This window comes from Oryzibacillus soli (genome assembly GCF_051594765.1).
GTDB lineage: Bacteria > Bacillota > Bacilli > Paenibacillales > NBRC-103111 > Paenibacillus_AR.
In genome coordinates this window covers 114,506-135,365 of the sequence record NZ_JBPPGJ010000013.1, presented here as the reverse complement: position 1 = coordinate 135,365, position 20,860 = coordinate 114,506, and the positions used below count along the sequence as shown (strand labels likewise).

The window sequence follows — 20,860 nt, the reverse complement described above, 5'->3', positions numbered from 1 at the left end:
CGTTTGACATATGCCAAAGATCGATGTATGATGACTTCAGTCTATTATATGTCTAAAGTTACATATCCACAAGGAGGGGAGTGCCACAATGCAAAGCAACAATAAATTACCAGAGGTTCGGTTCTGGCCGATCATGGTCGCGCTCTTCTTCGGAAGCTTCGTGTCCATGCTGGCCACGAGCACGATCAATATCGCCTTGCCCGTGCTGACCAAGGATTTCAACACGACTCTTAGCACCATCCAATGGACCCTGACTGGCTTCATGCTGGCCATGGGCACCTTTGCTCCCGTGACCGGCTACTTCGGAGAACGATTCAGCTATAAGCGGGTATATCTGGTTGCGCTGGCCGGATTTACTCTCGTTTCCGTCTTCTGCGCCTTGTCCAACGACGTCACCTGGCTGATTGCCTTCCGTACCCTTCAGGGTGTGTTCGGCGGGGTTATCGTTCCTTCCGCTATGGCCGTCATCTACCAAGTGATTCCCCGGGAGAAGCAGCCGGTGGCCATCGGCATCTGGGCCGCATCCGCCATGCTGGCTCCGGCACTGGGACCGACATTCGCCGGCTGGCTGCTGGAGCACGTCTCCTGGCACTGGCTGTTCTGGATCAACGTTCCGTTCGGCTTGATCGCCATTCTGATGGTTCAGCTGTTTATGCCTTACTACCGCATGAGCATTCCCAAGTCCTTCGACTTGGTCGGATTCGTCACTGTAATTGTAGCCAGCTCCTCGCTTCTGGTAGGTCTGTCCCAAGGACATTCCTGGGGCTGGTCCTCGGTGAAGACCGTTACGCTGTTCGTAGTCGGGGCCGTCTTCCTGGCCTTGTTCATCTGGAGGGAGCTCACCACCGAGACTCCGCTGCTGAACCTTCGGGTACTGAAGAACAACCGATACACGCTGACGCTGATCATCTCCATCATTCTGACGATCAGCCTGTATTCCGGCATGCTGCTGACTCCGGTCTTCCTGCAGAACGTACAAGGGGTTACGCCGCTTGATACCGGCTTGATCCTGCTGCCGTCCTCGCTGGTCATGGCCTTCGCCATGCCGATCGTAGGCAAGCTGTATACCAAGCTGGGCGCACGCCCCCTGATCACCACCGGCATTCTGCTGGTGGCGGCCGGCACACTTCCGCTCAGCTGGCTGTCCGTACACGCCTCCCACAGCTTCATGCTCTGGTGCATGGTGGTGCGGAACCTCGGCATATCCCTGACGATGATGCCGGTCAGCAACGCCGGTATGGAAGAGATTCCGCCCCATATGTCGGGCCATGCTTCTTCCTTGAACAACTGGATCCGCAACGTGTTCGGATCGTTCGCCATCGCGGTGTTCACCACGATGATGGCCACCCGTTCGACCACACATGCCAAGGAACTGATGACCTCGGGGGTCAAGGACAAGCTGCAGCTTCAGCTGTCCGCCATGACCATGGGCATCGACGATGTGTTCTACGCGGCCACGCTGATCATCCTCGTGGCGCTGCCGATTATCCTCTTCATCCGCAAGAAGCCGAAGAAATCCGGCTCCGAGCCGGACGCCGCGGTGCTGACGCCGCAGGAAGCCTAAGAACAACGAAGAGCAGCGCCCTCGGGCAGCTGCTCTTTTTGCTTTAGATGCCGGCTTTCTTGCGGCGATGGACAAAATAGTACATGCTTAAAGGCCACCAGACCAAGGTGAAGGCGGGGTAGATCACCCATATTTCCCTAGGTGTCGTAATGGCGTTTACAACAGCCAGAAGCAGAATCGTGATGCCGCTGCCGAAGAGGGAGAAGCCGAAGTGTCCGCGCTTGCGGGAATAGTGAATGGAAGCAGGCCACCACAATAAGGCGTAGAGAATATAGATGATCCAGGGATGGCCGGGCGACAAGGCAACGTTCAGCACCAGATAGTAGCCGACGGTGATGAAGCTGGCCGTCCAGGCATAGAGGGGCGTTCCTGCCCGTGAGCCCAGCCCCACGGAGACCGGCCACCAGATCAGCGGGAAGACGGCGTAGAGAAACCAAGGCGTATCCGTCGGTGAGATCAAGAGATTCTCGAGAATCAAGAACGAAGCCAGCAGGATGCTTCCGGACACGGCCTGTGCCAGCAGCTTCCGTTCCATGCCGAAGTAGAAGCTGGAGAGGGCGATCAGCACGCCGAAGCCCGGGTAGAAGAACCAGAAGATTCCTGGCGATAGGACCAGATTGATGACGAACAGGAACACCAGGGTCATGGCCAATCCCGCGGCAACAAAGTGAAACACCAGCTTTTTCATCCGTTAACCCTCCTTATTCTGATGCTTCTTCCAATGAAAATACATGACCAAAGGCCACCACAGTACGGCGAACGTCGGATAAATGAACCATATGGCATCCGGCGTGTAATACAGGTTGACGAACAGACACAGTCCGATGATGAGCAGGCTTCCCCAGATCGAAAAGCTGAAGTTCAGCCAGAGTCTGGTGCTGCGTTCCGACACGGCGCCGGCCGATCTTGCGGTCACCAGCTCCTGCTTGATCTCCTCGATGTCGCTGAATTCCACGATCACCTTGTTCAGAGCGTCCTCAGCGGATTTCCCTTGATCCATGAGATCCTGAACCTTCTCCTCCAAATTCTCCATAATCTCCTGCATCAGCTCCGTCTTGCGCTCGCTGTCCGGGATGCCCTTGAAGAGCCTCTCTACATGCTCCTGAATTCGATTCATGCTTATTCCTCCATAAAAATGTCGATGATGTGCCGGGTGGTGCGCCATTCCTCGATCAATTCCTTGACGTATGCCCGTCCCAAGCTGGTGATCCGGTAATACCGGCGCTTGCTGCCGAACGAGACGTCCCCGGTATAAGACTCGATCAGCTCCTTCTTCTCCAGCCGCTGGAAGACGGCGTACAGCGTCGGCTCCTTGATCTGGAACTGCTGGTCCGTCCGGGCCGCAATCTCCTTGGAAATCTCATATCCGTACCGGTCCTTCTCCTGAATGAGCTTCAGAATAATCGCATCCAGATGGCCGCGGATCATATCGCTGTTTAACATAAGGTCCTCCGTTCCTGCAAGCTTGCCGCAGAGGGCATCCGCCCGTCTCCATGCCGTGTATGGCTCTGCGAGAAACCGCTGGGCACAACCACTCTGCGTGGTACAACTCTGCGAGACACAACTCTGTCTGATATAGCTCTATGTCATGAAGTAATCATAGCTCAGGACTACTCTGTCTGTCAATGTAGTTTCTCCAGTTTGTGTGAAAATCGTAAGATCGCCTACATTCTCAGCGGCATCACGCCTGCTGCTCCGCAGGATTCCGTATTACGGGCGTCGAAGACGATGGGCAGGAATTTCATTCCAATCCGACAAGGGGTCGCTATGGTGCAGATTTACCTCTCCAACCCGCTCAAAAAGCTGAATTTGAAGCAGCAATTGGTCCTACTGTTCTTGGTCATGGTCATTCCGGTGTTCCTGCTTCATGCGTACGGAAACGAACGGACCGAAGAGATCCTGACGAAGAATGTGACGGAAGCCTATGCGGAGCTCAATAAGCAGAACAGCATTCTTATCAGCCGCGATATCGACACCATCAACCGGATCACCACCACCATCATCCGGCACCCGCTGGTACAGCAGTTCGCATCGCTGCCGGGGGAGACGGAATTCGCCAAGGTACAGCGCTACGGGGAATTGGAGAACCTCTTAATGGGCTATTCCACCGGGCTCGACGGAGGGGAAGCCGTCAATTATTCCTTATACATCTATGATCCCGACAACTACTATTCCTTCGCCCCGAAGGTCTCCATGACCCACCGGGGCGTCTATTTCTTCGGAGACGGGGGCAAGCCTCCCTGGTTCGACGAAGCGGTCGGGCTTCGGGGCAAGGGCTACCTCCGGATCGTGAACCCCTTCGGCCCGTATGGCCGGGATACGACGCTGGCGTATATCCGTGCCGTGTACCGGATAACCGGCAACGACGAGGTCATCGGCGTCCTGTTCGCCTCCAATGTAGAGAAGAAGGTGCAGGAATCCCTGCAGTCCGTTTCCCTGCCCGGCGGCAGGATCTACATGACGGACTGGGATAACCGGGTGCTTGCCTCCACGGTTCCGGCGACAGGAAGCACGCTGGAGGTGCCTTCAGGATTCGCCGCGTTGGCCGAGGGCAAGGAGAGCTTCCACCTCCGCACGCAGGATTCCATCTATGTGGTCAGCAATCACGCCGCACAGAAGCAGCGCTTGATCTATCAGCTTCCGGTCGAGGCGCTTCTGCATCAGCAGAGCGAGCTGAAATCCATCCTCCAGCTAATCTCCGTCGCTTATGCGCTGTTCGGCATCCTGCTGTTCATCTACTTCTGGAGATCCCTTATGGCGCCGCTCCAGAAGCTGGTCGGCTTCGTGAGGCGCTATGAGCCGGGGAACACCGTGCCGGACCTGCCGGAGACGAACCGGTACGACGAGGTGGGGATTCTGATGCATTCCATGCACCAGATGGCGCGAAGGCTTAATGATCTGTTCCATTCCCAGTACCGGATGGAGATCCGGCAGAAGGAGGCGCAGCTTCAGATTTTGTACCAGCAGATCAATCCGCACCTGCTGTACAACACGCTGGAGAGCATTTATTGGAAGAGCTCGCTTGAAGGCCACTCGGATACCGCCGGGATGATCAAGGAGCTGTCCAAGCTGATGAAGATCAGCCTATCCCGGGGGCGGGAGCTGATATCGCTCCGGGAGGAGATGGAGCACGCGGATGCTTATGTGAAGCTTCAGAAGCTCCGGTATGAATATACCTTTGAAGTGTATTGGCATCTGGACCCGGAGCTGGCCGAGGTCCGGATTCCCAAGATTGCAGTCCAGCCGTTGATCGAGAACGCCATCATCCATGGGGTCAGGAATATGGACGAAGATGGGGAGATCCATATCCGCACTATGATCGTGGGAGACCATGTGGAGGTCCGGGTCGAGGACAACGGCTATAAGAAGGTGGACTACGAAGCCCTGCGCCTGCTCCTGGACAGTCCGCAGGGCGAACCGTCCATCGGCTATGGCATCCGGAACATTCATGAGCGGATCCGGCTTCATTTCGGCATGCCGTATGGGCTGCGTTACCGTACGGGAGAGCTGGGAGGGACGGAGGCATCCATCGTCATTCCGGGACCGCCGGCCGTAATGCAAGTTGAGACGGAGAACAAGAAGGAGGAAGCGACGCATGTACCATATTCTGATCGCGGATGACGAGCCGCTGATCTGCAAAGGGCTGGAGAACCTTCTGTCCCATTCGGGGCTGTCCATCGGACAGGTGTTTACGGCGGCGAGCGGGTATGAAGCGCTGGACCTCCTGCGCATGGAGGAGATTCATCTCTTGGTGACGGATATCCAGATGGGCGAGATGAACGGCATCGAGCTGATGCAGCAGGCCAAGCTGATCAAGCCCTGGGTGCAGACCATCATCATCTCCGCTCACGAAACGTTCCAATACGCCCAGATGGCCATCCGCCTGGGGGCCAAGGACTACCTGATCAAGCCGCTGAACAGCGCCCACTTCCTGGATTCCGTGCGGGACGCGCTCCTGAAGTCCGCCAAGCCGGAGCAGAATCCGGAAGAGGTGATCTCCGGCCTGCGGGACAGCTTCCGCATGAATGCGCCCGACCGGGAGAGAAGTCTGCTGCTGGGACAGCTGCTGGAGGCTTCTCCGGAGGAGAACGCCCGGATTGCGGAAGCGCTGGCTTCTCGCGGCGTCCGGCTGTCCGGACCGTATTACAGCGTGCTGAAGATCAAGCTTCGTATGGATCAAGATATGCTGGGCCGCGCCGTATCCCGCCCGGATGGGGAGCTGCTGCAATACGGCGCGCTCAACATCATCTGTGAGCTGCTGGACAAGGAGTGGGACTATCACGCTTTCCATATTGCAGAAGGAGAGATCGGCGTCATCTTGGAGTGGAGCCGGGAGAAGGCGGAGGAATCCGGCGTTAACAAGGTGAACCAGCTGGACATGATCGGACGCAGCCTCCACCACCATATCAACCGATACCTGAATCTCGGGTGTGTGATCGGGATCAGCCAGCTCCTGAAGGGGCTGGAGTTCATGGGGGAGCTTAGCGGTCAGGCGGGCACAGCCCTTCTGTGGAGCCGGGAGCATGCGGATCACGATGTTTTTTATTACGGCGATTATCATTGGGGGATCTACAAGGAGCCGTCGGAGGAGGAGCTGGCCGCCCGCAACAACCTGATCGTGGAGAAGGCCAAAACTTATATCCGGGAAAATTATGCCCAGAAGGGGCTGACGCTGCACGAGGTGGCGCAGAGAAACCATGTGAGCCCCAACTATCTGAGCTATCTGTTCAAGAAGTATACGTCCATGAATCTGTGGGAGTACGTCATCAAGCTCCGGATGGAGGAGGGCAAGCGGCTGCTCCAGACGACGGATCTTCGGCGCTACGAGATCGCGGAGCTGGTGGGATACGAGTCTCCCGAGCATTTCAGCAAGATCTTCAAGAAGTACTTCGGCGTCAGCCTCCGCGAACTGAAGAAGTAAGATCGCCTACCATATGGATAGAAGCACACCTGTGCCCGCGTTCTCCCGTGCCGTACAATGTGGCTAAACCACAAGAAAGGACGGGAGACTCCCATCATGGACCAACAAACCGTCACCTCCTCCGGTTCCGGAGGGGCGGCTCTTGGGCGGGGAATGCTGCCGAGGCGCTTCCGCAAGTATGCTTCCGGCGTGGCCTTCCTGCTGCCGGCCGTCATCCTCTTCCTCGTTTTCCTCTGGATGCCGATTCTGAAGGGGTTCGTGTACAGCTTCTACCGGATCGACTTCGTGAAGGGCAACGAATTCGCCGGGTTGGACAATTACCGCACAGTCTTCCAGGATTCCACAGTCTGGATTGCACTGAAGAACACGCTCTATTACATGCTGTTATGCTTGGCCATCGGCTTCGCCGTTCCCATCTTCTTCGCCGTGGCAATCTCGGAGCTCCGGCGGCTTCAAGGCTTCGTCCGAGTAGCGGCGTATTTGCCCAATGTGCTGCCCCTCGTGGTGCTGTACGGCCTGTGGCGCTGGTTCTACGACCCCGTCGGACCCATCAACGGCGCGCTGACCCAGCTGGGGCGGGAGCAGATCTCCTTCATGACGGACAAAAGCTGGTCCATGCTCTCCCTCGTCATCATGGAAACCTGGCAGTCCTTCGGCTCCGCCATGCTGATCTACCTGGCTGCCGTGCTGTCGATCCCCCGGGATTGGTACGAGGCGGCGGAGCTGGACGGAGCCGGGGTCTGGGGACGGGTCCGGCACATTACCCTGCCTTCCATCCGGGGCTTGATCGGGCTGATGCTGGTGCTGCAGCTCATCGCCACCTCCCAGGGCTTCCAGTCCCAGCTGGCCATGCTGGACGGAGGACCCGACAACGCGACCCTGACTTATGCGCTGCTGGTGGTCCGTTATGCAACGGCCAAGCTGCAGTTCGGCGTTGCGTCGGCCATGGGCGTGCTGATGTTCCTCGTGCTGGGCGGTCTGGCTGTCCTGCAATTCAAGCTCACGAACCGGGGGGGCGGCTGAGATGGCGAATCCGGAACGCGGCATTATCTCCCGCTATGACATGAAGCGGGGGCCGGTCAAGGTGTTCTACTCCCTAATGGTGGCGGTGATCGCCATCATGGTTTTCAGCATGCTGTACCCGCTGCTGGTCACCTTCTTCAACGGGCTGAAGCCCAACGAGGAGGTCAATTCCTTCCCGCCCCGGCTCCTGCCGTCCGTGTGGGAGTGGGGGAATTACCAGAAGGGCTGGACGTTCATCAATCTGCCCCTATTCACCAGGAACACCCTTCTCATCTTTGGCGGCAATCTGGTCATGACCGTACTGGTGCTGGGACTGGCCGCCTTCAGCCTGTCCCGTCTGGCCGTGCCTTGGCGCAGGGCGGTGCTGGCCTTCTTCCTGTCCACCTTGTTCATCCCCCCCACGACCTATCTGATTCCGAACTTCCTGAATCTGAAGGACCTGGGGCTGGTCAATACGTTCGCAGCCTTCTGGCTGCCCGCGGCGGCGAATGCGTTTTACCTCCTGCTGCTGAAATCATTCTTCGACGAGATCCATCAGGAGATGTTCGAGGCGGCCCGGATCGACGGGGCCTCGGAATGGCGCTGCTTCATCGGGATTGCGGTGCCCTTGTCCGTCCCGATCTTCACCACTTTGTCCATCTTCGTCTTTTCCACGGCCTGGAACGACTGGTTCTGGCCCTCCCTCGTCATGCACAGCGACAAAAAATACCCGTTGGCGACGGCCATCAACCGGTACGTCATCAATGCGCGGAGACTGGACACCAATGTCCGCTTCGCCATCCTGACCATGGTTATGGTGCCGCCGATGGGGGTCTTCCTCCTGTTCCAGAAGTACATCATGCGGGGACTGCAGCTGGGGGGCGTGAAGGGATAAACACCGGGACAACTGAGGCGGGAAGCCGTAAACCTGCACATATTCGTCATAGGAACACACATCGTCCGGGCGGGGCGTCACCCGTTATGATGGGCGTGTAAGGGAAAATCATAGCGAATAGGGGAGTTCCAATGCGTAAAACATCGGCAATCGCAATCAGCCTCACGATGACCGCCTCCTTGCTGGCCGCCTGCGGTGACGGGGAGAAGGAGAGCGCCGCCAGCGTCAGTCCGGCCTCCAGTCCGTCCGGCACCCAGCCGGCCACGGCCGCACCGGCCACCCAGAAGCCGGCCGAGAAGGTGACGATCAGCATCTACTATCCGCTGCCGGACCAGGTGGAGAACCGGAAGCTGGAGGATGACAAGATCAAGCGGTTCCAGGCCAAATATCCGAACGTTACCATCGAGAAGAGCGAGTGGCACTACAACGTGAATGAGATCGGCATCAAGATGGCCGCCAACGAAGCGCCCACCTTCTACAACACCTTCGCCACGGAGGCGAAATTCCTGGTGGAGCGGGGCTGGGCCGCCGACATTACGGAGCTGTGGAACAAGTACCCGTACAAGGATCAGATCAATCCGGTACTGCAGAATCAATTCATCCTGAACGGCAAGGTCTACGGCGTGGCGCAAAAAGGCTACGTCACCACCACCGTGGTGAACAAGAAAATGCTGGATGCCAAGGGCGTGAAGGTCCCCTCCTACAACTGGACCTGGGAGGATATGCTGAACACGGCCAAGGCGGTGGCGGACCCGGCCAAGGGCGTAGCGGGGATCGCCCCGATGGGCAAGGGGAACGAGTCGGGCTGGAACTGGACCAACTTCCTCTTCGAGGCGGGGGGCGAGATCCAGAGCGTGGCCAACGGCAAGGTCACGACGGCTTTTCAATCGGAGGCGGGCTTGAAGGCGCTGGAGCTCTATAAGAAGCTGCGCTGGGAGGCCAACGCCATTCCGAAGGATTGGGCGCTGGGCTGGGGCGATGCGGTGGGAGCCTTCGCCCAGGGGCGGACCGCCATGGTCATCGCCGGAGCGGAAGGGCCGCTGGAGCAGGCTCTCAACCAAGGAGGGCTGAAGCCGGAGGAGGTGCTGACCTTCCCGATGCCGGCGGCGACCGCAGGAGGCAAGCACACCGGGGTGCTGGGCGGCGATTATCTGGTCATCAACCCGAAGGCGACCAAGGCCCAGCAGGAGGCGGCCTTCAACTATATCGTGTTCGACTATTTCACGGATGAAGCGCTGAAGTCTCTGGAGACCAACATCCAACAGCGGAAGACCGAGGGCAAGTATTACATTCCCCCGCATATGAACTACTTCGGCGCCGATTCCGAATACGGCAAGAAGAACGAAGCCATCTACAAGAAGTACGACAACGTGTACCAATACTCTCCCGAATCCAACAAGCTGCTGGACGGGAAGCCTGAAGCCCAGTACAACACCCAGGAATATTATGCCGCTATGACCAACGCGGTGCAGAAGGTGTTCAGCGAGAAGGACGTGAACCTGAAGGAGCTGCTGGACTCTACGGCCCAGAAGGTGCAGAAGGAGAACTTCGACAAGATCAAGGTTCAATAGGCAAGGTGCAGGCTCCTCCCCGGCCCGGGGGACGAACCGCCTGTCGGAGGCTCATTCAGCCTGCCGGCAGGCGGTTTTTTGGCATGTCGGAACGAAGCGGGAGGAGCCGGCCAAGAGCTGGACGATTCTGACGAACATCGCGGATATGATCAGGATCCATCGGAAGCCAGTTTATGTCTTCCCACTCCGTGGGGATTGGCCGGTCAGCTTGCGGTAAGACTTGAAGAAGTTGGAGTAGCAGTTGAAGCCCGACATGAAGCAGGCCTCTGTCGGAGGATGTCCCTGCCGCATGAGCTCGTCGGCCATCCGGACTCTTTTGTAGGAGATGTAGCGGTTGATGGAGAAGCCGGTCTCCTCCTTGAACGTATGGCATAGATGATACTTGTTGACGAAGAAGCGCTCCGCCAATCCGTCCAGGGTCAAGGGCTGGTCCAAGCTGGAGTTGATGTATTCGAGCACGGCGCCGATCTTGACGTTGGCCCGCTTGAAGGTTCGAGGGCTGCCGCTCTCTGCGATCCGGTTGATGGCCGATAGAATCTGGACCAGGATGCATTTGGCCACAATCTCGCTCTCCGCGCCGGGAGCCTGAAGCTGCTCCTCCAGCTTCCACAGAAGATCCAGGAGGCCGGAGCTTTGGACGATGTCCGCCTTGATCTGGTTACCGTGCCCCAGCTTGCGGAATTTGATCGAGCGGAAGAAATCCACCCCGTTCGGAAGAAAGGGGGGGAGGAAGCCTTGGGCGATGGTCAGGACCACGCGCTCATACGGGCAGTCCTCGGATATATTCAGGACATGCAGCTCGTCGGAATTCATCATCAGAATGGAGTAAGGCTCCAGGCTGTACTTGTTGCCCTCGATGGTATAGGTGCCTTCCCCGCTGATGAACATGTAGATCTCATACCCCTTCTCATAATGGGGCTTATAGTGTTCGGGGTTGGGGCGCTCATCCCGGCCGTGGTGATACCGGAAGGACTGGTCCGCTGCAGCGAAGTGAAAATGGGGGGGATAGGTTAGACTCATCTCGATCACCTCATATGCTTCATAATACCGCAAGATATTCATAGTTTCCAACAAAATCAGTGAAGTTCATGGAAACGATTAGTGATACATTTAAGAGGAAATGTCCACCTAGATCAGACTATTGCCAACCGTAATCAACAACCGTCCCAGGGAGGAAATCAGGAATGGAAAATGTAAGAATAGGCATCATCGGGCTGGGGAACATGGGCTCCTCGCACTGCATGCAGATCCATATGAACCGCAAGGTTCCGGGCATGGTTCTGGGCGCCGTATGCGACATTAGCGCAGAGCGCAGGGAATGGGCGGAGAAGCAGCTGCCTGGAGTACCGGTATTCGACAATGCCACCGACATGTACAAAAGCGGGCTCATCGACGCCGTCCTGATCGCCGTTCCCCACTACGATCACCCGCCGCTTGCCATCGAGGGCTTCGCCCATAATCTGCACGTGCTCGTGGAGAAGCCGGCCGGCGTCTATACCAAGCAGGTGCTGGAGATGAACGCCGCCGCGGAGAAGTCCGACAAGCTCTTCTGCATCATGTACAACCAGCGCACGAACCCGGTCTACCAGAAAGTACGGGACTTGGTTCAGAGCGGGGAATTGGGAGCGCTTAAGCGGGTGGTCTGGATCGTCACCGACTGGTACCGTCCCCAATGCTATCACGATTCCGGCTCTTGGCGCTCCACCTGGGAGGGGGAAGGCGGAGGGACGCTGATCAACCAGAACCCACACAATCTGGACCTGATCCAGTGGATGCTGGGCATGCCCAAGCGGCTGCGTTCCTTCTGCAGCTTCGGCAAATTCTATAATATTGAAGTGGAAGACGATGTGACCGCTTACCTGGAGTACGCTAACGGAGCTAGCGGCGTCTATATCACCTCCACCGGCGAGGCTCCCGGCACCAATCGTCTGGAGGTTTCGGGCGATATGGGCAAGATTGTGGTCGAGAACAACAAGATGACCTTCCACCGTAACCGGATCTCTGAGCGCGAGCACAACCGGGTCAACCAAGAGCCGTTCCGCAAGCCGGAGGCCTGGGTCTGTGACATTCCGGTGCCTCATGACGGCGGTGAACAGCATGTGGGCATCATGAAGAACTTTGCGAATGCCATCCTGAAGGGCGCCAAGCTGCTGGCTCCGGGGGAAGAGGGCGTCTACGGCTTGACCATCTCCAACGCCATCCATTATTCCACTTGGACCGACAGCTGGGTGGATCTGGAGAACTTCAACCACGACCATTTCTATGAGCTGCTGCAGGAGCAGATCCGGCAGTCCACCGTTGAGAAGAAAGTCGCACACAAGGTTGTCGACGTATCCGGCAGCCATTAAGGAGGATCGACCATGGCCAACGTATTAGGCGCCCAGCTCTATACCGTCCGCAACTACGCCAAGACCCCGGAGGAGCTTGACCGCACGCTCCGGCAGATTAAGGAAATGGGCTACACGACCGTTCAAGCTTCCGCCCTGTGGCATCTGCCCGTAGCCGAGGTGGCCTCCATCGCCAGGTCCCACGGGCTTCAAATCGTGCTGACCCACATGTCTTACGACCGCTTCACGAAGGATTTCGATGCGCTGGTGGCCGACCACCATACGCTGGGCTGCCAATTGGCAGGTCTAGGCGGTCTGCCGCCGGAATTCCGGAATGCCGAAGGCTACGCGGCCTTCGCCAAGCAGTTCCGGGAGATTGCGGATGAACTGGGGCGCAACGGCCTGAAGTTCAGCTACCATAACCACCAGTTCGAGTTCCAGCGCTATAACGGCAAGACCGGATTGGAGATCCTGATGGAGGCAACGAACCCGGAGACCTTCCTGTTCACCCTGGACACCTATTGGGTACAGGTGGGCGGGGGCAGCCCGGCCGCATGGATCCGCAAGCTGAAGAACCGGATCGACGCCATCCACCTGAAGGATCTGGCCATCATCGACTCGCAGCCGATCATGGCCGAGATCATGGAGGGCAATCTGGAATGGGCGGAGATTCTCCCCGCCGCCAAGGAAGCGGGCGTCAAGTGGTATCTCATCGAGCGGGACGACGGGCCGACCGAAGCACTCGAGAGCTTGCGCATCAGCTACAACAATTTGAGCAAGGCCGGGTTCGAATAAGATGCGCCCGGCGAATGCGGTCATTATCGGCTGCGGCGCTATCGGCCCAATCCATGCCGCAGCTGTTGCACAGTCGGAATCGGTGAAGCTGTACGGAGTTTGCGACATTCTAGAGGACCGTGCCGTGAGAATGGCGGAGCCTTACGGCTGCAAGGTGTTCACGGACTTGGAGCAGGTTCTGGCTGATCCGGAGGTGGACAGCGTCCACATCTGTACGCCCCATTACCTGCATGCGGAGATGGCGATCCGTGCAGCGCAGCGGGGCAAGCATGTGGTCCTGGAGAAGCCCGTCTCCATGAACGTGGCGCAGGCACGGACCGTGGCGGAAGCCGTAGCGTCCTCGGGTATCCGGTGCGGGGCGATTCTGCAGAATCGATTGAATCCCTCCATCGAGAAAGCGAAGCAGCTGGTGGAGAGCGGGGAGCTCGGCCGGGTATTGGGGCTGAAGGGGATCCTGACCTGGATGCGGACACCGGACTACTACCGTTCGGAGCCGTGGCGGGGCAGATGGGACACCGAAGGCGGCGGACTTCTCATCAACCAGGCGGTGCACATGCTCGATATGATGTACTATCTGGGAGGCGATGTGGAAGCAGTCAAGGGACACATCGACACCCGGGTGCTGCAGGATGTCATCGAGGTGGAGGATACGGCGGATGCCACCTTCTATTACAAGGGGGGCGTAAGGGGCTTCTTCTTCGCCACCAACGGTTATTCCACCAACAGCCCGTTCTATCTGGAGCTGCACCTGGAGCGGGGGACGCTCCGGTACATGGACAACGCGCTGATCCTGAAGGGCGACGGCCCCGATCAGGTGCTGGCCCGCGACGATCAGGGGGCGCTGGGCAAGTCGTATTGGGGCATGGGCCACGCCCGCGCCATCGGCGATTTCTACCGGAGCCTGGCGGACGGCACGGACGGCTACATCGCCCTGCAGGAGGCCTCCTGCTCTATGGGTATGCTGGATGCCATCTACGCCTCCTCCAAGAGCGGCCGCCGGGAGACGGTGGAGCGGTTTTAGCGGCAAATAAGAAGCATCCTACGGTATGTCGTAGGATGCTTCTTTTGCAATGGTAGCGGCTCGATGGGACTTGCTCACATAACTTCGTCTTGTGTCAGCAACCATTCCGCTGACAGCTGAAATATCATCCACCGCCACCTTGAGCGGATCACAGCTCCAGCTCCTGGCCTCCGATCCAAACGCGGCGAAGCATAAGCTCCGGCGAGACCAGGAGCAGGTCCGCCTGCTTGCCGGCGGCCAGGCTGCCGGTGCGGCCGTCGATGCCCGCGGCCCGGGCCGGGTTGCCGCTGGCGGCGCGGCTGGCCGCCGCGATGCTGAGACCGGCCTGCTGCACAGCGAAGCGGAACGCCTCGATCATCGTCAGGGTGCTGCCGGCCAGCGCTCCGCCTTCGGTCAGCCGGGCAGCTCCGTCACCGGTCACCGTGACGTCCAGGCCGCCCAGCTGATAGGAGCCGGGGCCGAGCCCTGCCGCAGAGATGGCGTCCGTGATCAGCACCAGGCCGTCCGGTCCTTTGCAGCGGGCCAGCATGGTGAAGACGGCGGGGTGAACGTGCAGCCCGTCGGCAATCACTTCGGCCCGGATCCGGTCGTCCGCCAGTACGGCTCCGGCGGTGCCGGGTTCCCGGTGGTGCACGCCCTTCATGGCATTGAAGGTGTGCACCGCATGGCGCAGCCCGCTGTCGCAGGCGGCCATCATCTCGGCATAGGTCGCATCCGTATGGCCGGCAGCAGCGAGAATGCCGTGAGCGGTCAGCCAGCGTACCGCCTCCAGGGCGTTCTCCCGTTCGGGAGCGAGGGTCACCATCCGGATCAGGCCGGGATAGCGGCGGTGCCATTCCTCCAGCCAATCCACCCGTGGAGGGGCGATATGGGCTGGGTTCTGGGCGCCGGGCCACTTGGGGCTGATGAAGGGGCCCTCCAGATGGACGCCGGCTAACCGGGCTCCCGGTGTACTGCTCCCGTGGCGCTTCCGTTCGGCCGCTTCCAGAACCCGGTCGATGTCCTCCTTGGGCGCCGTAACGGTAGTCGCCAACATCGAAGTGGTGCCGTGACGTCCGTGGAACGAGGTGATCCGGTCATAGGAGGAAGCCTCCGCATCCATGAAGTCGCCGCCGAAGCCTCCGTGCACGTGGACGTCCACAAATCCGGGAAGCCAGTAGCCCCCGTCCGCACGGATTTCCGTGAAGGGCTCCGCCGCGTAAGGACTGGACCGGAAAGCCTCGGCCGTTCCGACCCAGACGATCGTGTCCCCCTCCACCAACAATAGGCCGTCCTCCAGAATGCCGGCTTCCTCCGTTACGACGGCTGCACCCGTATATAACCAACGTTCTTGCCGTTCGATTCCACTCATGCGAATAACCTCCCCGCTTCCGCATCCAGCAGCACGACCACATTGGGATGAGTCTGAAGAAGCGAGGCGGGGAGCTCGGTCCGGATCGGACCTGTCAATGCTTCGTGGACGATTTCCGCCTTATCCGCTCCGCGTGCGATGAACAGGATGGTCTTCGCCTTCAGGATGGTTCCCACACCCATGGTCAAGGCATGGGTCGGCACCGCGTCCAGCGTGGGGAAGAACCGGGCGTTGGCCTCCCGGGTGGTCTCCCGGAGCTTCACGATATGGGTGCCGCTCCGGAGCGCATGATCCGGTTCGTTGAATCCGATGTGGCCGTTGTGGCCGACACCGAGAATCTGGAGATCAATCTGCTTGGCATCCTCCAAGAGACGGTCGTACCGCTTGCATTCCGCCTCCAGATCCGGTGCGTTGCCGTCCGGAATATGGCTCTGACCGGCGGGCAGATCGATGTGGCTGAACAGATGGCGTTCCATGAAGCTGCGGTAGCTCTCCGGATGGTCGGCCGGAAGGCCGGCGTATTCGTCCAGGTTGAAGGTGGTCACGGACTTGAAGCTGATGAGTCCCTTGCGGTACACGCGGACCAGCTCCTCGTAGATTCCGATAGGGGTGCTGCCGGTAGCCAGTCCCAGGACAGCCCGGGGATTCGTTCGGATGAGTCCCGTAATGATGCCGGCACCCGCTTCATTAAGCTCTTCGTTGGTTTTGAAAGTCAGTATGTTCATTTGGATCGTCCTTTCTCCCGGCGGTATCGGGTGACCATCTGATAGGAATGCTCCAGTCGGGGTACATATTCATCGAAGGCGCCGCTCACGAGAGCGGTGAACAGGATATCCACGACATGCAGCTGAGCGATCCGGGAGGCCATGTCTCCACGGCGCATGCCGGACTCCAGCGAAGTGGTGAAGAGGGGGATGTCGGCCAGGCCGGCCATCGTGCTGGAGCCGTACCGGGTCAGCGTTATGGCGGCGGCCCCGCATTCCTTCGCGCAGCGGACGGCGTCGATGGTTTCGGGAGTTTCGCCGGAGTAGGACACGGCGAAGATGATGTCTCCCTCCTGCAGAGTGGACGCGGAGGTGATCTGCATATGAGGGTCGGTAAAGGCTTGTGCCCGCTTCCCGATCCGGACCAGCTTCTGGGCGAAATCCATAGCAACGATTCCGGAGGTCGCAACCCCATACAGATCGATCCGATCCGCCGTTCGGAGCCGTTCGACAGAGGCCTCCAGCAGCTTGTAGTCCAACAGCCGGGTCGTGTCCGAGATGGAACGGATATGGTTGGCTTCCATGGCGGTTACAATGCTGGCCAACGGATTCCCCGCTACGATATCCTGGTAGGTGTCGGGCACCGGCTTCAAGGCTGTTTCCGCTGCAAGCTTCATTTTGAAATCGGTGAAGCTGTTGAAATGCAGCATCTTGCAGAACCGGGATACGGTGGCCGTGCTGGCTTGCGTGGCCTGGGACAGCTCCTTGATCCCCATCCGGACCGTCTGCTCCGGGTTCTCAAGAACGAACTGGGCGATCTCCCGGTCCTTGGGATTCCATTCGGTCCATCGGCTCCGGATGGTGTGCAGGATTCCGGACATGGGGGACACTCCTTTTGTGTAAATATTTTCGCAAAAACGTATAAATATCATTAAAATAATTTACATACCTATCATAACAAAGGACCTGCAAGCCCGTCAACGGGCGCAGCTCACATACAGGAACTTCACAAGAATATTGAATTATGAAGCGAAACGTGAAAAAGATTCGAAGTTTTTAATATCTACATCTGCTACAATGAGAAGAAACCGAACTGGGGAGGATCCATCATGATTACCGTAGCTAAGGACGGCAGTGGAGAATACAGCACTCTGCAGGCCGCCATCGACTCCATTCCGGAGGAACACACCGGAGGAACGACGATCTATATCAAAAAGGGCGTCTACGAGGAGAAAATCCACATCCGCCGCAACCGGGTTCATCTGATCGGGGAGGACCGGGACCACACGATCCTGACTTACGGCGACTATGCCAAGAAGCAGTTTCCGAACGGGGAGTCCTACAACACATTCAATTCGTATTCCTTCTTCGTTTCCGGGGATGACTTCACCGTGGAGAACCTGACCCTGGTCAATTCCTCGGGGAGCGGGGATGTGGTCGGACAAGCTCTGGCTGCCTATGTGGATGCAGACCGGGTCGTCTTCCGGAACTGCCGGCTGTTGGCGCACCAGGACACGCTCTTCACCGGACCGCTTCCGCCCAAGCCGGTGGAACGGGCGACCTTCGGCGGACCGAAGGACGGCGACGAGCTGAAGCCCGGGCGTCATTATTACGATAGCTGCTACATTGCCGGCGACGTGGATTTTATCTTCGGTTCGGCGACAGCGGTGTTCGACCGGTGCGACATTTTCTCCAAAAAACGGGACCGGCTGGAGGGGCCGGAAAGCACGGCAGCCGTTCACGGATACATAACGGCCGCTTCCACCCCGCAGGACGTGAAGGTGGGCTATGTGTTCCGCAGCTGCCGGCTGATCGGGGATGCTCCGGAGGCTTCCGTCTACCTGGGCCGGCCCTGGAGAGAGTATGCAGCGACCGCCTTCATCGAATGCTGGATGGGCGAGCATATCAAGCCGGAGGGATGGCACAACTGGGGCAAGCCGGAGCGGGAGGCCACGACGCGCTACTGTGAATACCGGAGCTTCGGCCCGGGCGCGGCCGCGGATAAGCGTGTGAGCTGGGCGCCGATCCTGACGGAGGAGGAGGCCCGGGCTTATGATACCGCTAAGGTTCTGGCCGGAAAGGACGGCTGGAACCCGCAGGCCGGGCGGATGACCGTCTACTTGGCCGGAGACTCCACCGTTGCGGATTATCCCCATGAGAAGCATCCGATGCTGGGCTGGGGGGCACGGCTGCACAGCCTGCTGGAGCCGGGCATCCGGATCGTCAATGCGGCGACCAACGGGCGCAGCTCCAAGAGCTTCATCGACGAAGGACGCTTGGACACCGTGCTGGCTGCCATTGCAGAAGGAGACGTGCTGCTCGTCCAATTCGGGCACAATGACAGCAAGCCGGATGCCGAGCGGCGTACAGAGGCTTGGAGCACGTATCAGGAGCACCTGCTTCGGTACATTGAGGGAGCGCGCGCCAAGGGAGCCTACCCGGTGCTGATCTCCTCGGTGGCCCGGCGCAAGTTCGACGAGAACGGTGTGCTGCAGGATACCCACGAGGAGTATCCCGCGGCCATGAAGCAATTGGCGGAGCGGGAAAAGGTGCCGTTCGTCGACCTGAGCGCCAAGAGCTTCGCCCGGATGCAGGAGCTGGGACCGGAGAAATCCCTGGCCTGGTTCACATGGCTCCGTCCGGGTGAGAACCCGAATTATCCGGAGGGGGTACAGGATAATACCCACCTGAACGAGACGGGTGCGGATACCGTTGCCCGGCTGGTGGCCGAGGAATTGGCTCTTCTGCCGACACCGCTTGCGAAGCGGATGAAGCTGTAACTTAGGAACAAGCCGGTGTGCTGAAAACAGCATGCCGGTTTTTTTTTGCGACAACCGATACGAGACCTACCACATTATACCAATTAAACTTTTGGCTATTATTCATGCAGGATAACAAGGATTTATGTCGAAACTTATTATATTCGGACCATACGAACCTATTTTATATATATTTATACCAGTTTTTCTCGATTCCGGTGTCTTTTGTAAGATATAAAGGGGGAGCCATATGGATGGGAGAGAGAAGAAACCGGATCATAAGTACCAGGAGCTGTTGAATGTCAAGAATGCGGTTATCTATCGGATGGATCCAGAAGGCCGCTTGACCTACCTGAACGAGGAGTGGCAGCGCATCACAGGCTATACGGAGCTGGAATCGCTCGGCACCCGATTGATCCGCTATGTCGACCCGAACGGCCGGGAGGTGTTCGATAATGTTGTCCGCGATCTCCTTCAAGGACACAAGGATGGGGAACACCGGGAGGTCCGGCTGATTTCGGCAGGCGGTCAAGTGATTTTGGTTCATCTCTTTATGCGGGCCGAGCTGCATGAGGGTTCCGTAACCGCATTGTCGGGAACGCTTACAGACCTTAGCTCCCGCAAGCCGGGCATCAATTCCTTCCTGGAGAACGAGAGCAACTTCCGCTTCATCTCCGAACATCTGACGGACATGGTTGCCGTTCTGGCGGAGGACGGGCTGGTGCTCTATGCTTCCCCCTCCCATACGACGATTCTCGGAAGGACGCTGGAGGAATATATCGGGAGCTATCCCATCACCCATATGCATCCGGATGACTGGGAGCGGGTCTTCCAAGCGTTCCACCGGGCGGTCACGGAATGGAGCGTCTTCGAGATCGATTACCGCTGCAAGCACAGCAACGGCCATTGGGTCGATATCGAGATGAGGGGCAAGCCCATCAAGGGTCCGGACGGTACGACCCAGGTCATACTCGTCAGTAGAGACATCACACTCCGGAAACAAGCCGAGCGGGATTTGAGACAAACGATGATCAAGTTCAAGACCCTGCTCGCCTCTCTTCCCTTCGGGATCAAGGTGGAGGATGAGGACGGCCAGCCGATTCTGACGAACGAAGCCTATCTCAGCATCTTCGGACCGGAGGAAGACGGAGGCGACCGGGCAGCCGGATTGAATGATCGGCAGCAGCACACCATCATGCAGAGAGGGACGCTTCAGGGTGAGGAGCTGACCATGGGGAATGGGACGATTCTGGAGTGGGATGCCGTACCCATTATGGATCACGAAAGGGACAAGGGCTATCTGTGGATCTATCGGGATGTCACGGAGACGAAGCGGGTGGAGCAGAGCTTACGAGATGCCAACCGGCAGCTCCAAAAGCTGTCCATGATGGACGGACTGACGGGCATCGCGAACCGCCGGTGCTTCGATGAAGCCTTGCTTGAGGAGTGGGTGCGTGAATCGGAGCGGGAGGGGAATATCTCCTTGCTGATGCTGGATATCGATCATTTCAAGACCTTCAATGATCTGTACGGGCACCAGGCCGGGGATGAATGCATGCGTCAGATCGGCCGGGTGCTGATGAGTCTGCCGTGGGGGCCCCGAGATGTGGCTGCCCGATATGGAGGAGAGGAATTCGTTGTGCTTCTGCCAGGCCGCTCTGCGGAGGATGCGTTAAGGTTAGCGTCCGCCATCAATCAATCGGTGTCCGGCCTGGGCATTCCACACAAAGGGGCATCCTGTGCAGAGTTTCTCACGGTCAGCATTGGAGTGTCGACCAAGATGGCCACCAAGCTGACCCCTGCCTCTTCCCTCGTCATGGAGGCCGATAAGGCTCTTTATGAAGCGAAGCGGACAGGCAGGAATCAATGCCGGGTGTATAAGCTGCGTTGACCGGGTCTTACTTACGCACCTGGCTCAGATCGAGCGGATTAAGAAGACGATAGGACGAT

18 protein-coding genes are annotated in these 20,860 nt (G+C 58.5%); 11 read left to right on the top strand and 7 right to left on the bottom strand.

The annotated features are described in order from the left end of the window. Positions 1–88: 88 nt before the first annotated feature. Positions 89–1,564 (top strand): MDR family MFS transporter, encoded by a 1,476-nt coding sequence (locus ACSEXW_RS18470; RefSeq protein ID WP_438447643.1) that lies wholly within the window; start codon positions 89–91, stop codon positions 1,562–1,564. A gap of 43 nt (positions 1,565–1,607) precedes the next feature. Here the strand turns inward: ACSEXW_RS18470 and ACSEXW_RS18465 are convergent, their stop codons facing one another. The 3 genes from ACSEXW_RS18465 to ACSEXW_RS18455 are packed head-to-tail and all read right to left on the bottom strand — an operon-like array spanning position 1,608 to position 3,007. Continuing rightward, the gene (locus ACSEXW_RS18465) at positions 1,608–2,252 is read right to left on the bottom strand and encodes a hypothetical protein (protein ID WP_438447642.1); all 645 of its coding nucleotides are present in this window, start codon (positions 2,250–2,252) and stop codon (positions 1,608–1,610) included. 3 nt (positions 2,253–2,255) lie between these two features. Then, complete coding sequence (locus tag ACSEXW_RS18460) at positions 2,256–2,681, bottom strand: permease prefix domain 1-containing protein (RefSeq protein WP_438447641.1); 426 nt, start codon at positions 2,679–2,681, stop codon at positions 2,256–2,258. A gap of 2 nt (positions 2,682–2,683) precedes the next feature. Next, positions 2,684–3,007 (bottom strand): PadR family transcriptional regulator, encoded by a 324-nt coding sequence (locus tag ACSEXW_RS18455; RefSeq protein WP_438447640.1) that lies wholly within the window; start codon positions 3,005–3,007, stop codon positions 2,684–2,686. A 324-nt stretch (positions 3,008–3,331) separates the two neighbouring features. Here ACSEXW_RS18455 and ACSEXW_RS18450 point away from each other — a divergent pair, with 324 nt between their 5' ends. From ACSEXW_RS18450 to ACSEXW_RS18430, 5 genes are all read left to right on the top strand, one after another. Beyond that, entirely contained in the window at positions 3,332–5,185 is a 1,854-nt protein-coding gene (locus ACSEXW_RS18450; RefSeq protein ID WP_438447639.1) for a sensor histidine kinase, read from the top strand. Beyond that, positions 5,160–6,485, top strand: coding sequence for a response regulator transcription factor (locus ACSEXW_RS18445; RefSeq protein WP_438447638.1), 1,326 nt, complete (start codon positions 5,160–5,162; stop codon positions 6,483–6,485). Before ACSEXW_RS18450 ends, ACSEXW_RS18445 begins: the two co-directional genes overlap by 26 nt. A gap of 153 nt (positions 6,486–6,638) precedes the next feature. After that, the gene (locus ACSEXW_RS18440) at positions 6,639–7,508 is read left to right on the top strand and encodes a carbohydrate ABC transporter permease (RefSeq protein ID WP_438447698.1); all 870 of its coding nucleotides are present in this window, start codon (positions 6,639–6,641) and stop codon (positions 7,506–7,508) included. 1 nt (position 7,509) lies between these two features. Then, positions 7,510–8,382 (top strand): carbohydrate ABC transporter permease, encoded by an 873-nt coding sequence (locus tag ACSEXW_RS18435; RefSeq protein ID WP_438447637.1) that lies wholly within the window; start codon positions 7,510–7,512, stop codon positions 8,380–8,382. A 131-nt stretch (positions 8,383–8,513) separates the two neighbouring features. Beyond that, the gene (locus ACSEXW_RS18430; RefSeq protein WP_438447636.1) at positions 8,514–9,953 is read left to right on the top strand and encodes an ABC transporter substrate-binding protein; all 1,440 of its coding nucleotides are present in this window, start codon (positions 8,514–8,516) and stop codon (positions 9,951–9,953) included. 171 nt (positions 9,954–10,124) lie between these two features. Here ACSEXW_RS18430 and ACSEXW_RS18425 read toward each other — a convergent pair whose 3' ends face one another. Then, entirely contained in the window at positions 10,125–10,973 is an 849-nt protein-coding gene (locus ACSEXW_RS18425) for a helix-turn-helix domain-containing protein (protein WP_438447635.1), read from the bottom strand. A 164-nt stretch (positions 10,974–11,137) separates the two neighbouring features. Here ACSEXW_RS18425 and ACSEXW_RS18420 point away from each other — a divergent pair, with 164 nt between their 5' ends. The 3 genes from ACSEXW_RS18420 to ACSEXW_RS18410 are packed head-to-tail and all read left to right on the top strand — an operon-like array spanning position 11,138 to position 14,096. Beyond that, positions 11,138–12,301, top strand: a complete 1,164-nt coding sequence (locus ACSEXW_RS18420; RefSeq protein ID WP_438447634.1) for a Gfo/Idh/MocA family protein — start codon at positions 11,138–11,140, stop codon at positions 12,299–12,301. Between the two features lie 12 nt (positions 12,302–12,313). Then, on the top strand, positions 12,314–13,075 hold the full coding sequence (locus ACSEXW_RS18415) for a sugar phosphate isomerase/epimerase family protein (RefSeq protein ID WP_438447633.1): 762 nt from the start codon (positions 12,314–12,316) through the stop codon (positions 13,073–13,075). Position 13,076: 1 nt separating this feature from the next. Then, the gene (locus ACSEXW_RS18410) at positions 13,077–14,096 is read left to right on the top strand and encodes a Gfo/Idh/MocA family protein (RefSeq protein ID WP_438447632.1); all 1,020 of its coding nucleotides are present in this window, start codon (positions 13,077–13,079) and stop codon (positions 14,094–14,096) included. A 148-nt stretch (positions 14,097–14,244) separates the two neighbouring features. On the opposite strand, the gene nagA is transcribed toward ACSEXW_RS18410, so the two are convergent. From nagA to ACSEXW_RS18395, 3 genes are read right to left on the bottom strand one after another with little or no spacing between them, the layout of a single operon-like run. Further along, entirely contained in the window at positions 14,245–15,447 is a 1,203-nt protein-coding gene (nagA, locus tag ACSEXW_RS18405) for an N-acetylglucosamine-6-phosphate deacetylase (RefSeq protein WP_438447631.1), read from the bottom strand. Further along, positions 15,444–16,172: a glucosamine-6-phosphate deaminase gene (gene nagB, locus ACSEXW_RS18400; protein WP_438447630.1), complete on the bottom strand. Its 729-nt coding sequence runs from the start codon at positions 16,170–16,172 to the stop codon at positions 15,444–15,446. The genes nagA and nagB overlap by 4 nt, the downstream gene beginning before the upstream one ends. Then, complete coding sequence (locus ACSEXW_RS18395) at positions 16,169–17,032, bottom strand: MurR/RpiR family transcriptional regulator (RefSeq protein ID WP_438447629.1); 864 nt, start codon at positions 17,030–17,032, stop codon at positions 16,169–16,171. Before ACSEXW_RS18395 ends, nagB begins: the two co-directional genes overlap by 4 nt. A gap of 228 nt (positions 17,033–17,260) precedes the next feature. On the opposite strand from ACSEXW_RS18395, the gene ACSEXW_RS18390 reads away from it, so the two are divergent. Together ACSEXW_RS18390 and ACSEXW_RS18385 are read left to right on the top strand one after the other, a co-directional pair. Next, the gene (locus ACSEXW_RS18390) at positions 17,261–18,931 is read left to right on the top strand and encodes a pectinesterase family protein (RefSeq protein WP_438447628.1); all 1,671 of its coding nucleotides are present in this window, start codon (positions 17,261–17,263) and stop codon (positions 18,929–18,931) included. 229 nt (positions 18,932–19,160) lie between these two features. Beyond that, a complete protein-coding gene (locus ACSEXW_RS18385; protein WP_438447627.1) occupies positions 19,161–20,801 on the top strand; it encodes a sensor domain-containing diguanylate cyclase in 1,641 nt (546 codons plus the stop codon). The last annotated feature ends 59 nt before the right edge of the window (positions 20,802–20,860 follow it).

Bases quoted from the DNA above. Each gene is read 5' to 3' on its own strand.
- nagA (WP_438447631.1), bottom strand. From the start codon at position 15,447: ATGAGTGGAATCGAACGGCAAGAACGTTGGTTATATACGGGTGCAGCC.
- ACSEXW_RS18415 (WP_438447633.1), top strand. From the start codon at position 12,314: ATGGCCAACGTATTAGGCGCCCAGCTCTATACCGTCCGCAACTACGCC.
- ACSEXW_RS18395 (WP_438447629.1), bottom strand. From the start codon at position 17,032: ATGTCCGGAATCCTGCACACCATCCGGAGCCGATGGACCGAATGGAAT.
- ACSEXW_RS18455 (WP_438447640.1), bottom strand. From the start codon at position 3,007: ATGTTAAACAGCGATATGATCCGCGGCCATCTGGATGCGATTATTCTG.
- ACSEXW_RS18430 (WP_438447636.1), top strand. From the start codon at position 8,514: ATGCGTAAAACATCGGCAATCGCAATCAGCCTCACGATGACCGCCTCC.
- ACSEXW_RS18440 (WP_438447698.1), top strand. From the start codon at position 6,639: ATGCTGCCGAGGCGCTTCCGCAAGTATGCTTCCGGCGTGGCCTTCCTG.
- ACSEXW_RS18410 (WP_438447632.1), top strand. From the start codon at position 13,077: ATGCGCCCGGCGAATGCGGTCATTATCGGCTGCGGCGCTATCGGCCCA.
- ACSEXW_RS18390 (WP_438447628.1), top strand. From the start codon at position 17,261: ATGATTACCGTAGCTAAGGACGGCAGTGGAGAATACAGCACTCTGCAG.
- ACSEXW_RS18425 (WP_438447635.1), bottom strand. From the start codon at position 10,973: ATGAGTCTAACCTATCCCCCCCATTTTCACTTCGCTGCAGCGGACCAG.
- ACSEXW_RS18420 (WP_438447634.1), top strand. From the start codon at position 11,138: ATGGAAAATGTAAGAATAGGCATCATCGGGCTGGGGAACATGGGCTCC.
- ACSEXW_RS18470 (WP_438447643.1), top strand. From the start codon at position 89: ATGCAAAGCAACAATAAATTACCAGAGGTTCGGTTCTGGCCGATCATG.
- ACSEXW_RS18445 (WP_438447638.1), top strand. From the start codon at position 5,160: ATGTACCATATTCTGATCGCGGATGACGAGCCGCTGATCTGCAAAGGG.
- ACSEXW_RS18435 (WP_438447637.1), top strand. From the start codon at position 7,510: ATGGCGAATCCGGAACGCGGCATTATCTCCCGCTATGACATGAAGCGG.
- ACSEXW_RS18385 (WP_438447627.1), top strand. From the start codon at position 19,161: ATGGATGGGAGAGAGAAGAAACCGGATCATAAGTACCAGGAGCTGTTG.
- ACSEXW_RS18465 (WP_438447642.1), bottom strand. From the start codon at position 2,252: ATGAAAAAGCTGGTGTTTCACTTTGTTGCCGCGGGATTGGCCATGACC.
- ACSEXW_RS18450 (WP_438447639.1), top strand. From the start codon at position 3,332: ATGGTGCAGATTTACCTCTCCAACCCGCTCAAAAAGCTGAATTTGAAG.
- ACSEXW_RS18460 (WP_438447641.1), bottom strand. From the start codon at position 2,681: ATGAATCGAATTCAGGAGCATGTAGAGAGGCTCTTCAAGGGCATCCCG.
- nagB (WP_438447630.1), bottom strand. From the start codon at position 16,172: ATGAACATACTGACTTTCAAAACCAACGAAGAGCTTAATGAAGCGGGT.